Source organism: Acididesulfobacillus acetoxydans (assembly GCF_902729405.1).
Lineage (GTDB): Bacteria > Bacillota > Desulfitobacteriia > Desulfitobacteriales > Desulfitobacteriaceae > Acididesulfobacillus > Acididesulfobacillus acetoxydans.
This window is the reverse complement of record NZ_LR746496.1, coordinates 4,452,578-4,465,599: the sequence shown is the minus strand read 5'-3', so window position 1 is coordinate 4,465,599 and position 13,022 is coordinate 4,452,578. Positions and strand designations below refer to the sequence as shown.

The following is a 13,022-nucleotide window of genomic DNA, read 5'->3' as shown; positions in this document are numbered from 1 at the left end:
TTGTGACTTTTACCTAAGTCTGTACGACTTGAGGACATTTGTCAAGCAGCAATTTTAGGCAGTTAATCCGGGAAAAGAGTCTGGTATGAAAATTGCAATAAATCTCAGATGGTGAGCGGCGGGCAAAAGGTAAAGGACGGAGGTGGAATTCTGATTGATTCGGTAAAGCCTAAGTATAAATGAGAAACATTTTCGGAGATTCGCCAAAGCGTAAAAACTGAAATGGAGGAGATTAAAATAAGTACATCAAGTACATCAATAAAACAAAAACAGAAAATGGAGCCATGGGTCTTTTTCCCGCCTTTGCTCTTCGTAGTAGCCTTTATAATATGGGTATTTAAGAACAGTCCAGCGGTGGTGGCAAAGCAGCTGGCAGTCGCCTACAGTTTTGTGACAGATAAATTTGGCGGCATTCTGGAACTCTATGTGGTTGTCCTGTTTATCCTGTGCCTCTATTTCATTTTCGGCCCACAAGCCAATAAACGACTAGGGGACGAAAAACCGGACTTCAGCACCATGTCCTGGTTGGGAATGATCTTTACATCTTTTGCCGGGCTGGGCGTGCTGACATGGGGTTCTATAGAGTTTTTCTACTATATTCAGACGCCGCCGTTTGGAATTAAACCCTTTAGTACGGCTGCTTATTCGTGGTCGATGGCCTATCCGCTGTTTCACTGGGGCTTCACAGCATGGGCTATGAATACGATTTTCGGTTTGGTGTTTGCTTATCTGTTTTTTGTGAAGAAGAAAGATGTCATTAGGCCTAGTACCGCCTGCGAACCTTTATTTGGAGAACGGCTAGTCAAGAGGTGGCTGGGAAAGCTCATTGATGCCCTGTTTGTAATCGGCTTTGTCTGCGGAGTTACCACTTGTATTGGGGTTAATCTTCCCACGATTATTGCCTTGGTTACCAAAATATTTGGACTTCAAGACAATCTCCGTTTGGATACGGGTGTTATTTTGTCCTGGTCCTTTCTTATGGCCATTCTTCTCTATACTGGTCTGAAAAAAGGAATTCGCTACTTGAGCGATTTTCGGGTCTATTTCGGCTTCGGCATCCTGGCTTTCATTTTCGTATTTGGGCCGACTGCGTCTATTCTGAATACCTTCACAGACAGCCTGGGCAAATTAATGGGGAATTTCGTTAGAATGAGTATGTATACTGACCCTTATTACAAGACCGGTGTTCCCCAGTCCTGGACCATTTTTTACTGGGCTTGGTATTTGGCCCTGGTTATTCAGTGCGGTATTTTCATGGGCCGAATATCCAAGGGACGCACCGTACGGGAATACGTAATCGGGTCCTTAGCGGCAGCGACCGCCGGAAGCTGGATTTTCTTTGCAGTCTTTTCCGGCTTTTCTATGCATGTTCTTCAGCAGGGAATCGTGCCCATTGCCGATATTATGGCTAAAGGCGGGCAAGGGGCCGCGATCGTGGCCATCTGGGATAAACTACCGCTTGCTGGCATTATGCTCGTGATTCTTCTAATTTATGGGTTTATTGCTATGCAGACTTTATTAAACGGTGCCACGTATACACTTTCCATGGTAACGACACAAGAACTGAGTGGAGAAGAGGAACCGCCTAAATGGAACCGGATTTTCTGGTCCATCACTTTGGGAGTTATAGCTGTGGCGATGGCGTATATCGGGGGTATAAGGCCATCACAAACTATGACTATCATTGGTGCTGTGCCGATGTTTGTGATTACGGTATTGATTTTGGTCGCATTTTTCAAGGATCTTAAGAATTGGCCTACCAGCAAGTCTGAAGATATTTCCTAGACCTGAAGCAGGAAAACCTGTTCCCGCAGCCAGCGAAATCCGAACATGGCGGATCAACTCACTGATCGTTTTGTCACGGTGCACTTGCTCTCTTTCTGCCATGGTGTTTTTTGAGCGCTAGTCAAAGCTCGTGGTCTTGAGGTAGAATTGGAAAGTACTTTGTATAAAGCCTTGCTTGGTCTACAATAGTACCACGAGCGATCATGGCAGACAGGAAAAAATATCCCTGACGACAGAGAGGAGGAATCTCTTTGACAATGTATAAACGGGCCTCCGGTTTGGCCCGGTTTCCAGGCTGGTTGAGTTTGATCTCGGTTATCTTGCTACTTTTGCTCAGCGGATGCGCCTCAGTGGGTGGGATGACAGAAAAACCACAAATCGTGTTTGGTGATGCCAGTTGGGACAGTGCTCAGATTCATGATCGAGTGGCAGGATTTATTATTGAGCACGGTTACGGTCATCCAGTCGCTTATCAGTTCGGAGATACTATTCCACTATTGGAAGGTCTCAGTAAAGGGGACATTCAAGTCATGATGGAAGTGTGGTATCAAAACTTCCAAACATCCTGGCGACAGTTTCTCAAGTCTGGTACCGTCAAGGATTTGGGGAGTAATTACAGTGATGCACCGCAAGGATGGTATGTGCCAACTTATCTGATTAAGGGTGATCCTGCTAGAGGCATCGCGCCTATGGCACCGGATTTGAAATCAGTCAGTGATTTGGCGAAGTATTGGAATTTATTCAAGGATCCTGAGGATCCCAGTAAGGGCCGGTTTTATAATGCTCCCTCTGGATGGGCAGTATCTACAATCGATCAAAAGAAGATGACGGTTTACGGCCTGGACAAGTATTTTAAAGTCTTTGATCCTGGTTCTCAGACTGCTCTGGACACGTCACTGCTAACGGCCTATCAGCAAGGAAAACCGTGGGTTGGCTATTATTGGGCACCGACCTGGATCTTAGGAAAACTGAACATGACGTTGTTGGCAGAACCACCGTACAGCGCCACCCAGTGGAAAAAAAATTATGGTTGTGCTTTTCCACCAGCACCGGTGCATAAAGCCATCAACAGTAAACTGGCAAGTACAGCTCCTGATGTAGTCAGTTTCTTAGAAAAGTATCATACGACATTAGACCAAACCAGCGCTGCTTTGGCTTATATGCATGATCACAACAGCGATCCACAGCTCGCGGCCATCTGGTACCTGAGAAACTATCCCAATGTGTGGAAACAATGGGTACCGGCCGATGTTGCAACGCGGGTAACCAAGGCATTGAGCGAGGTGAAATAGGTGGCACCTGAACCGGCGCTACAGATCCAAAACTTATGGAAATTGTATGGAAGAGCGGCAGAGGGGATTAATATCAAGGAGCCGGCCATGGTGACCAATGCCGTGCAACGGGGAGCAGTCACTGCTGTACGTGATGTTTCGTTTCAGGTAGAACGCGGTGAGGTCTTCGTAATTATGGGCCTTTCCGGTAGTGGAAAATCTACACTTATTCGCTGTTTATTGCGTCTCATTGAACCGACGGCCGGCACTATTATGGCTGACGGGCAGGATGTAACGGCCATGAATATTCAACAGCTGAGAGAATTTCGGCGCTATCGCGTAGCTATGGTTTTTCAACACTACGGGCTGTTACCCCACCGAACCGTGCTGGAAAATGTGGGCTTTGGCTTGAAGCTACGCGGTGTGAACAAGGCGGAACGGGAAGAGGCAGCCCTGAAAGCCATTGAGAGCGTTGGCCTGGCAGGGTGGGAGAAACGATATCCGGGCGATTTGTCTGGTGGCATGCAGCAGCGGGTGGGTATTGCCCGCGCCCTGCTGCAAGACCCGAATATACTTCTGCTGGATGAACCGTTTAGCGGTCTGGATCCTTTAATTCGGCGGGAACTGCAAGATGAATTGATGAGGCTGCAGGCCGAATTTCAAACGACAATGCTATTTGTTACGCATGATTTACAAGAAGCACTATTGTTGGGCGACCGAATGGCTGTCATGCGCGATGGCACCTTTGTCCAAGTGGGTAAGCCGCATGAAATTGTCAAGCAGCCGGCTGATGATTATGTGCGGCGCTTTGTACAGGATGAAAGGCGTATGGCTCAGTTGGCCAACGAGGGAGGGCGAGTCAAACAGACTTAGATTAAGTCATTGTGACTCAGAAAGATATTTCCAACGGCACATTCTCGGTGAGATTCCGGACGTTTAGACGTATGTGAGGACTTGGCCTGTAAATTGCAATGACAAGTCTTCGGAAAGGTTCTGGATTTACTCAGCAGGAGGTGTTGGTAGCTGTTATTAATTAATTATGGTGAAGTTTAAGGGGGGAGCTGAGAGCTATTAAAAACGCATTTCTTTGTGTTTGAACGACAGAATGGAGAATGCGATGTGTCTTTGGCATTAGGGATTGATACAGGTGGTACGTATACGGATGGTGTCCTGTTGGATTTAGAGTCGGAGCAAGTCATGAGAAAGGCTAAGGCTTTTACCACAAGGGAGGACTTGTCCATCGGGATTCTGGGTTGTATTGAGAATTTGCATTGGTCACACTTGGATGACGTGAGCCTGGTAGCTTTATCCACAACGTTAGCTACCAACGCGATAATCGAAGATCGTGGCTGTCGGGTGGGTCTAATTCTCATTGGACATGAGCCCACCGGGGATCTGCCAGCCCAAGAAATTGTTGCGGTGGCGGGAGGGCATGACATTAAGGGGAACCCGTTGGCGAAATTAGATGTGTTGGCTTTAAACCAAGCGCTTACCAATATGCAGGGCAAAGTTGATACTTTGGCTATCTCCGGATTTCTTAGTGTTAGAAATCCAGAACATGAACTCCAAGCTTTAGAAGAAGTCAAAAATTTGTGGCAACTGCCAGTAGTGTGTGCCCACCAATTAACAACTGCTTTAGGTTTTTACGAGCGCACTGTTACTGCCTGTCTCAATGCCCGTCTCTTGCCGATTATTGCCGAGTGGCTGGTTGCCGTCAAAAGTGTTTTGGCCGGTAAGAATATTAAGGCACCACTTATGGTAGTTAAGGGCGACGGATCTTTGATGAGCGAAGAAGTGGCCAGAGAAAAGCCGATTCAGACTATTCTTTCCGGCCCGGCAGCCAGTATTGTGGGCGCTACATTCTTGACCGGCTGTGAGCAAGCGCTAGTTCTGGATATGGGAGGCACAACAACTGATATAGCGATCATTGAGAAGGGCCGGCCGGGTTTGAACATCGAGGGTGCCACCGTCGGCGGATGGAAGACTAGGGTAGAAGCTGCCGAAATCAGTACCTTCGGGCTGGGAGGAGACAGCTACATTCAAGTATCGCGTGACGGCAAAATGAGTATAGGGCCGAAAAGAGTTTGGTCGTTGGCAGCGAGTGCGGAGTACTTTCCTCACCTAGTTGACGAGTTGATGGAGTTATCTGTCAGAAATGAGGTCACTGGGTACCAACCGGTTGACTGTTGGATGTTGGTCAAAGGCACAGGAACCGGGGACAATTGGTCGGAAGACGAGCGACAAGTGATTCAGGCTTTGCAGGACGGGGCCCATAACATTTTTGTGTTAGCTGAACGGACTGGTCAGCACGTTAATTTATTGCCGATGGCGCGCTTGGAACAGGCGCAGGTTGTAGGTCGGATTTCGCTGACACCTACCGATTTATTGCATGCTGCAGGGAAGTTCACGAGGTGGAGTGCGGCGCCATCCATAGCTGCTGCACGTTTACAGGCTGAGCGAATACGCATGCCTCTGGATGACTTTGTTGCGGCGGGTTTGTGTAAGGTGCAAAATGCGGTATCATGCTCCATCTTACAAAGCTTGCTATACCGTCAGGGTCTTAATATCGACATATCCAGCGCTCCCGGAGCTAAAGTATTCCTCGAACGTTTTTTGGCAGGACAGACTCAGGGCGGACTTGGCGTGGAGATGCACTTGGATTATCCGATCGTCGCTGTAGGCGCTCCGGTATCGGCCTACCTGCCGGATGTTGGAAACGGGTTCCATACAGACGTGTTTATTCCCGAACACGCCGAAGTGGCGAACGCAGTGGGGGCCGCCGTAGGGCAGATTGTCGAGACGGTGCGAGTGTTAATAAAGGCGGGCGACGAGGGCGGATTTTTGGTTCATGCCCCCGGGGAGCGGGAAGCATTCCTATATCTTGATGAAGCGGAGAAGTGGGCTGTTGATAGAGCTAGGAAAGTCGCTCACCGCAACGCTAAGAGAGCAGGGGCCATTGAACCATACCTTGTCGTTACTAAAGAAGAGGCGATTGCGCATTCAGCGGTCACTGATGGTGAGCTCTTTGTAGAAATGCGCATTGAGGTAACTGCCGTTGGGAGGCCAGGCTGGGGAGTTGGAAAAGAATGAAGGGGAAAGTCTTTGCCTGCTATACCTTAGCGGATGAAATACGAAAGGTTTTGCCGCCGGACTTAGATTTAGAATTACTGCCTTACGCCTTGCATCTTACGCCTGACAAGTTGCGTAAGGAATTGCAGGAGCGGATCGATGCAGATATGGAGCATGATGTTCTGCTCTTTGGCTACGGACTGTGCTCTTACGGTGTTGTCAATTTGCACTCTGAGCGGCACACATTGGTGATTCCCCGGGTACACGACTGCATCAGCCTGTTAATGGGTGCTCGGGAGATTTACGATCGGGAGTTTGCCAAAGTCCCAGCTACCTTTTATGTGAGCAAAGGCTGGGTCGACCAGGGAGCGGAGCCGTACGCTGAATTCCAACGCCATAGCGAAAAATATGGACAGAAAAACGCCCAGTGGATCATCGATAACCAATATTGTCACTACCAGAGGCTAGTTTTCATTGACACTGAAGTCGGTGATAGAGAGCATTATGAAAATTATGGCCGGGAAGTTGCCCAATTTATCAAGGTGGAATTTCAGAGACAGGTAGGTTCACTACGACTACTGACTAAGTTGGTTCAGGGTGATTGGGATAAGGAATTTGTGGTTGTGCCCCCTGGGCACATGGTTATGCAACGTCAGTTTCTGTGAGAGACTCTAATCATTTGAAGGAGGAATTAGTTCGATGAGTGAATTTGCTCAATTAGCTCAGTTTGTCTACAAAGGGGCAGCCCCCTCCGTTAAAGAGTTAACTCAAAAGATGGTTGATAGTGGGACTAGCCCTATGGAAATCATCACAAATGGCTTGCTCGCGGGGATGGATATTGTTTCGCCTAAGTTTAAGAATGGTGAAATGTTTGTGCCGGAAGTCATGATGTCTGCACGGGCACTGGGTGAAGGAATGAAGATCCTTAAGCCGTTAATCTCCGGTGAGGATGTTTCCGTGGCTAAGACAATCGTGATAGGGACCGTTAGCGGCGACCTCCATGACATTGGCAAGAACTTAGTGGTCATGATTCTGGAAAGTGGTGGATTTAATGTTGTCGACCTCGGGGTTGATGTGTCACCAGCCAAATTCGTGGCAGCGGTAAAAGAGAATAATGCTCAGGTGGTCGGCATGTCAGCCCTGCTAACGACAACAATGCTAAACATGAAGGAAACTATCGACCTGATGAAGGAAGAGGGATTGCGCGATCAGGTAAAGATAATGATTGGCGGAGCACCAGTTTCGCAAAGCTTCGCTGACGAAATTGGGGCAGACGCTTATTGTGCTGACGCTATGGCGGCTAAAGATACAGCGGGAAAGTTTCTTAAATAGATTCCCCTGAAAAAGTCCGTATTTTATAACATCCAGCCAACGCCTCCGCTGGTAAACCCTTTATTCATGCGGGTTGGGTTGGATATCTTTGGCCGAAATTTCTTCGAATTAGCAGTTTTTCAGGGGACTCTAACTAAACAGTTGTGAACATTCTTAAAGGGCAGGGAGGAACAGACGTGTTAATTGTTGGCGAACTGATCAATACAAGCCGTAAGGCCATCGCTGAAGCTGTCGATAACAAGGACGCAGAGTATATCAAAAAGATTGCGCAGGAGCAGGTGGATTCCGGAGCTAATTATCTGGACGTTAATTGCGGCACCCAGGTTTTTAATGAAGTAGAAAGTATGGAATGGCTTGTCAATGCCATTCAGGAATTAGTCCAGATACCGCTGTGTATCGATAGCCCCAACCCAAAGGCTTTGGCGGCCGGACTCGCTTTGTGCAAGTATGGCCAACCGATGATTAACTCGATTACCGATGAGAAGGAACGGGTCAAAGCCGTCTTGCCGCTGGCCGTGCAATACAAAGCTAAACTAGTGGCTCTGTGCATGGATGATACGGGGATGCCGGAAACAGCTGCCGACCGGATGCGCGTCGTTGATAGCTTATATGCTAAGTTAAGCAACCAGGGGATTCCGGATGAGGATATCTATTTTGACCCACTGATCAAGCCGATTAGCAGTGTTGATACAGCGGGTGAAGAGGTATTGGGGACAATTAAAGGTATTAAATCCACCCATCCAGAGGTGCACTTTATGTGCGGATTAAGTAATGTTTCTTACGGCCTGCCTAATCGTAAGGTGCTCAATCGCCTATTCGTGGTCCAGACAATGACTTTAGGAATGGACGGGTATATCTTGAACCCCACTGACAAGGGGATGATGGGCACGATCGCTGCTTCAAAGGCATTATTAGGGCAAGATTCGTTTTGTGTAAATTACCTGAAGGCTCATCGTGAAGGGCTGTATGCAGAATAAGGAATATGCTGATTCGAAAATTTGAACTTGTATCGACAATGGTAGAAGGAGGGAGTTCGAGATGGCTTTAAACTCCAGATTAGAAGTTCTTAAGAAAGAAGACTTTGCGCGCGTTCATGAGGCATCGCTCAAAATTCTACGCGAGACGGGCGCCAGGTTTCTGTGCGATGAAGCCCTGGAGGTATTTAAAAAGCATGGGGCCAGAGTGGTAGGCAAGACGGTGTTCTTTACGGAGAAAATGATCGAACAGGCCTTAGCAACGGCTCCCAAAACTTTCCGGATGCGAGCCCGTAATGAGGATAATTCGATAACGGTGGGCGAAGGATTCTTGATCCAGCCGAATGTCGGACCGGTATATATCCAAAACTTGGACCAAGGCCGGCGCAAGGCTACTCTTGCTGATTATGCTAATATCCAAAAACTATGTCAGGCCAGTGACGTTGTTCATCTGGTTGGAACAATTCCGGTTGATCCCAGTGATGTGCCGCGTGGTGATAAGTATTTGACTATGATGTATGAAACCCTAAAATATACAGACAAACCGGTAATTGGCTTTACGACCAATGCAAAACAAGCCCGCGAACAACTTGATATGGTAGAACTTTCGATGGGGCAATCAGAATTTCTTCGCGATAACCATTGTGTAGCTGTGTTGGTTAACTCGCTCAGCCCTTTGGGCTATGCGCCGGAAACTTTGGAGACCATGATTGAGTACGCCAAACGCAATCAGGTAATTTTGCTGGCTCCCTGTATTATGGCGGGAGTGAGCGGGCCAGTTACCCCTCTGGGCACAGCGGTATTGCAAAACGCTGAAATTTTGGCAGGCTTGGTCTTAATGCAGATGGTTAATCCTGGTACTCCGGTGGTTTACGCTACTGCCTCCACTTCGGCCTACATGAAAACAGCCAGCTATGCTGCCGGTGCACCGGAAGCTATGTTGATCAATACAGCTAATTTGCAAATGGGTTTGGATTTCTATCATTTGCCCACCCGGACAATGACAGGGATTACCCATTCCAAAGTAGTGGATGCTCAAGCAGGCTATGAAACCATGCAGAGTTTATTGTTGGGCATGTTAAGCGGAGCTCATATGGCGGTACAGTGCCTGGGTGTTCTGGATGCTATTATGACAACATCCTATGAGAAATTCATTATCGATGAAGAATTAATCCGGCGGGTTTTACGCATTCAGCAGGGAATAGATACCTCCGATGAAGCGCTGGCAGTGGATGTAATCCAAGAAGTGGGACATGACGGAAGCTATTTAATGCACATGAGTACCTTTGAACAGTTTCGGACCATCTGGACGCCGACGATATCGGACTGGGAGTCTTTTGACGATTGGAAAGAAGCCGGGGCCGAAGATGTAGTCAGCAAAGCCAATCGCAGATACAAGAAAATCTTGCAAGAAGCCTCTGATTCGTTGCTTGATCCGGCCACTGACCAAGAACTGCAGGCTTATATAGAAAAGGCGAAGTCCTAACAGCAGGACTAACGCTTCAATTGCTGCGTTTCGTGGTAAGTCTGGGCTGAGGACCGTTACAAGTTAAACCAAGCGTGAAGCTCGCTTTACCTCGTAAGGATCAAATCCGGCTGAGCATTTGGAAGGATCAGGGGAGATCAACAAGGAGGGTTATGGTGAGCATCACGTGGACGACAACTCAGAAACAGCGGCTTATGGAATTAGGGGCAGTTCAGGAGTTGGCTACGCGCACTTTTGGGGATGCAGCCGACCGCGATCAATCTTTTCAGCGCATTGAGAGTGAACTGGTGGGAGCTAACAAGCAGGCCTTAATGGCTCATAAAGGTCAGGGTTCTCGTCCGGTGCTCAATGAATTGGGAGATAAACTGATCGATTGCCTCCGGCGGCAGGGATTCTCCCAGGTTAACACGCCGATCATTATCGCTAAAAGTACGCTGGAGAGGATGACTATTACAGATGATTCCCCTCTGGCGGAACAGGTCTTTTGGGTGGACCACAATAAGTGCTTACGCCCCATGTTAGCTCCTAATTTATACTCCGTTATGAAGGATTTATACAGGCAGTGGGGTGACCCGGTGCGTATATTTGAGATTGGGTCCTGTTTTCGTAAAGAATCGCAAGGCAAATACCACTTGAATGAGTTTACGATGTTAAACTTGGTAGAGATGGGGGTAGCCGACGGGCAGCAGGAGAACAGGCTGCGCGCATTAATTAGCATGGTAATGAAGGCTGTTGGTATGACAAATTACAAAGTAGAGAAAAATAGTTCAGAAGTCTACGGTGAAACGATTGATGTTGTCTGCGGAGATTTGGAGCTAAGTTCAGGGGCTTATGGGCCGCACAGCCTTGATAATTTGTGGGGTGTCTTTACACCTTGGGTTGGGCTGGGAATTGGCGTGGAAAGGCTAGCAATGGCCCTGGAAGGGCATCGTAACATTAAACGGGTGGGTCGGAGTTTGTCGTATTGGAATGGTTTCCGACTCAATATATAGAAACAACTAGTGAGGGTATGAGCATGACACGTCTGACAGGGACGGATTTAGCAGATTTAGAACTGAACATCGAGCAATATGATACCAATTTGGGTAAAATTATCGGAATCGGGTTGCTCGAACTGGTCTGTTTGGCGGCCCGGATCACAGCTGACGATTTCGTGGCGGCCAGGCAAAGTCATCTGGTTGCTGTGGTGCCGGTGACATCCGGTGCTGGGATTATTCCGTTTTTTGCACAATCCGTGCGAACAGTTTTAAGCCACCTGGGATTTAATGCTATCGTTACCAGGCAGAGTGACGTTGCAGGTGTTGCTGAAGCAGTGGACAAGGGAGCAACAATCCTGTTTATGGCTGACGATCGCAAATTTATTGCACTGAATTTGGGCAACCAGGTTATGGTCGATAATGCAGCGGCGACGGCGCGCGGTTACGTGACAGCTCTGAACTGTATGGGTCGCGGATTGCGTGGACAGGAGGTTCTGGTGATTGGTGCCGGAGAGGTTGGCGGTAAGGCGATCTCTGACTTGCAGGAGCTGGGTGCTAAGGTTGTTGTGGCAGAAATTAAACATGATAGAGCAGCCAGTCTTCATGAGGCAGGTGTTCAATTGGTGTCTGGTGGAAAAGAGGTATTTCCTGATTTTCGCTACATTCTTATCGCGGCTCCAGTAGGGGGGTTCTTACACTTAAAGGATTTGCACCCTCAGGTATCGATTGCGGCTCCAGGCATTCCCATGGGGCTGACGGGAGGTGCCTATGAAGTCTTGCAAGATAGGATTGTTCACGATCCTTTGCAAATAGGCGTGGGGACAATGTTGGCTCTGTCCCTGTCTTGATGGGGGATAGCTCAGAGCCGTGTTTTAACAATTGGGGGGGGTTGATCGGATGGATCGCACAGACTCTAAATCTATGTTGCCGGGTGCAACTCCCGGACTCCCCGCCATTAAATCCGGCGACTACTATGAAATGATTTACTCTACAGTGAGCTCTTTGGGCAGCGGAGGGAACGATGGACAGCGAAACCAGACGGAGTGATGTCAAACGAATTCTGCAGAAAGCTACTAACCTGGAACACTTGGGAAGGGCAGAAATTCTTACTCTACTGAGATTGACTGATAAAAAGGATCTGCAGAGTCTGTATGATACAGCTTGCGGTTTACGTGATAGATATTTCTACAAGAAGATCTTCTTATATGGCTTCATTTACTTTTCCACTTGGTGCAGAAATTCTTGCACGTTTTGCGCCTATCGGAGTGCCAACGGGTTGGCTCCGCGCTACAGAAAGAGTCAGGCAGAAATTCACGCAGCAGTTCTGGGTTTGCTGAAATCAGGAGTGCATCTGGTTGACCTTACCATGGGTGAAGATCCCTTTTATCGGAGCGGACAGGGTTTGGCAGATCTCTTTAAATTGGTTAAACAGATTAAACAGGAGACCGATGGACTGCCGGTCATGATATCTCCCGGGGTGATTTCCGAGACGACCATCCAGGATTTCGCGCAAGCCGGAGCCGACTGGTATGCTTGTTACCAGGAAACTTATAATCAACGGTTATTTGCGCAACTGCGGCTGGACCAAAGTTTCGCTGAGCGGCTCTTAAGTAAATATCAGGCTGTGAGGGCCGGACTATTGGTCGAAGAAGGGCTTCTACTGGGGGTTGGAGAAACGCAGGAGGACATTGCGGCGGCGATAGAGAACATGCGGGCCCTGGGAGCACGTCAGGTGCGGGTAATGAGTTTTGTTCCTCAGAGAGGGATTCCATTGGAAAATATTCCATCGCCAAATCGCCAATTGGAACTGACGGTGATCGCGGTGTTACGCCTAGTGTTTCCTGATAAACTGATTCCAGCATCTTTAGATGTGGACGGAATTGATGGCTTGGCTGCTCGGCTAGCGGCAGGAGCTAATGTGGTTACTTCATTAATTCCACCTCATGCCGGATTAGCTGGCGTAGCTCAGCATAGTAAGGATATAGATGATGGTTATCGTACTGTGGCTGGAGTGGCGGAGGTTCTGGAGGCCATGGAACTTAAAGCAGCTACTCGTGCAGAGTACCGAGAATGGCTGGAAAACCAGAAAAGAGCCGACCCGAAGAATTTTATAGACGGTGAGTGGTAG

General features: G+C 48.2%; 11 protein-coding genes and 1 tRNA gene. All 12 read left to right on the top strand.

Translation table 11 applies throughout. The features are described from left to right. The first annotated feature begins 222 nt into the window (after positions 1 to 222). The 12 genes from caiT to pylB all read left to right on the top strand — a co-directional run bounded on the left by caiT (position 223) and on the right by pylB (position 13,022). Positions 223 to 1,785: an L-carnitine/gamma-butyrobetaine antiporter gene (caiT, locus tag MNU25_RS19780; protein ID WP_240986633.1), complete on the top strand. Its 1,563-nt coding sequence runs from the start codon at positions 223 to 225 to the stop codon at positions 1,783 to 1,785. A 257-nt stretch (positions 1,786 to 2,042) separates the two neighbouring features. After that, the gene (locus MNU25_RS19775; protein WP_240986929.1) at positions 2,043 to 3,077 is read left to right on the top strand and encodes an ABC transporter substrate-binding protein; all 1,035 of its coding nucleotides are present in this window, start codon (positions 2,043 to 2,045) and stop codon (positions 3,075 to 3,077) included. Next, a complete protein-coding gene (locus tag MNU25_RS19770) occupies positions 3,078 to 3,929 on the top strand; it encodes a betaine/proline/choline family ABC transporter ATP-binding protein (RefSeq protein ID WP_240986632.1) in 852 nt (283 codons plus the stop codon). A 246-nt stretch (positions 3,930 to 4,175) separates the two neighbouring features. Then, positions 4,176 to 6,146 carry a hydantoinase/oxoprolinase family protein gene (locus MNU25_RS19765; protein ID WP_240986631.1) on the top strand — a complete coding sequence of 657 codons (1,971 nt, stop codon included), beginning with the start codon at positions 4,176 to 4,178 and terminating at the stop codon, positions 6,144 to 6,146. Continuing rightward, positions 6,143 to 6,790 carry a DUF1638 domain-containing protein gene (locus tag MNU25_RS19760; RefSeq protein ID WP_240986630.1) on the top strand — a complete coding sequence of 216 codons (648 nt, stop codon included), beginning with the start codon at positions 6,143 to 6,145 and terminating at the stop codon, positions 6,788 to 6,790. Before MNU25_RS19765 ends, MNU25_RS19760 begins: the two co-directional genes overlap by 4 nt. A 34-nt stretch (positions 6,791 to 6,824) precedes the next feature. Continuing rightward, positions 6,825 to 7,457: a corrinoid protein gene (locus tag MNU25_RS19755; RefSeq protein ID WP_240986629.1), complete on the top strand. Its 633-nt coding sequence runs from the start codon at positions 6,825 to 6,827 to the stop codon at positions 7,455 to 7,457. A 176-nt stretch (positions 7,458 to 7,633) separates the two neighbouring features. Further along, positions 7,634 to 8,434: a methyltetrahydrofolate cobalamin methyltransferase gene (locus MNU25_RS19750; RefSeq protein ID WP_240986628.1), complete on the top strand. Its 801-nt coding sequence runs from the start codon at positions 7,634 to 7,636 to the stop codon at positions 8,432 to 8,434. A 61-nt stretch (positions 8,435 to 8,495) separates the two neighbouring features. Continuing rightward, complete coding sequence (locus tag MNU25_RS19745) at positions 8,496 to 9,917, top strand: trimethylamine methyltransferase family protein (RefSeq protein WP_240986627.1); 1,422 nt, start codon at positions 8,496 to 8,498, stop codon at positions 9,915 to 9,917. Positions 9,918 to 10,069: 152 nt separating this feature from the next. Next, entirely contained in the window at positions 10,070 to 10,909 is an 840-nt protein-coding gene (pylSc, locus tag MNU25_RS19740; protein ID WP_306425038.1) for a pyrrolysine--tRNA(Pyl) ligase large subunit, read from the top strand. After that, positions 10,882 to 11,742, top strand: coding sequence for a 3-methylornithyl-N6-L-lysine dehydrogenase PylD (gene pylD / locus MNU25_RS19735; protein WP_240986625.1), 861 nt, complete (start codon positions 10,882 to 10,884; stop codon positions 11,740 to 11,742). The genes pylSc and pylD overlap by 28 nt, the downstream gene beginning before the upstream one ends. A gap of 35 nt (positions 11,743 to 11,777) precedes the next feature. After that, positions 11,778 to 11,849: transfer RNA gene (locus tag MNU25_RS19730), tRNA-OTHER, on the top strand. 66 nt (positions 11,850 to 11,915) lie between these two features. Next, positions 11,916 to 13,022: a methylornithine synthase PylB gene (gene pylB, locus MNU25_RS19725; RefSeq protein ID WP_240986624.1), complete on the top strand. Its 1,107-nt coding sequence runs from the start codon at positions 11,916 to 11,918 to the stop codon at positions 13,020 to 13,022.

Bases quoted from the DNA above. Each gene is read 5' to 3' on its own strand.
- caiT (WP_240986633.1), top strand. From the start codon at position 223: ATGGAGGAGATTAAAATAAGTACATCAAGTACATCAATAAAACAAAAA.
- MNU25_RS19775 (WP_240986929.1), top strand. From the start codon at position 2,043: ATGTATAAACGGGCCTCCGGTTTGGCCCGGTTTCCAGGCTGGTTGAGT.
- MNU25_RS19760 (WP_240986630.1), top strand. From the start codon at position 6,143: ATGAAGGGGAAAGTCTTTGCCTGCTATACCTTAGCGGATGAAATACGA.
- MNU25_RS19755 (WP_240986629.1), top strand. From the start codon at position 6,825: ATGAGTGAATTTGCTCAATTAGCTCAGTTTGTCTACAAAGGGGCAGCC.
- MNU25_RS19745 (WP_240986627.1), top strand. From the start codon at position 8,496: ATGGCTTTAAACTCCAGATTAGAAGTTCTTAAGAAAGAAGACTTTGCG.
- pylSc (WP_306425038.1), top strand. From the start codon at position 10,070: ATGGTGAGCATCACGTGGACGACAACTCAGAAACAGCGGCTTATGGAA.
- pylB (WP_240986624.1), top strand. From the start codon at position 11,916: ATGGACAGCGAAACCAGACGGAGTGATGTCAAACGAATTCTGCAGAAA.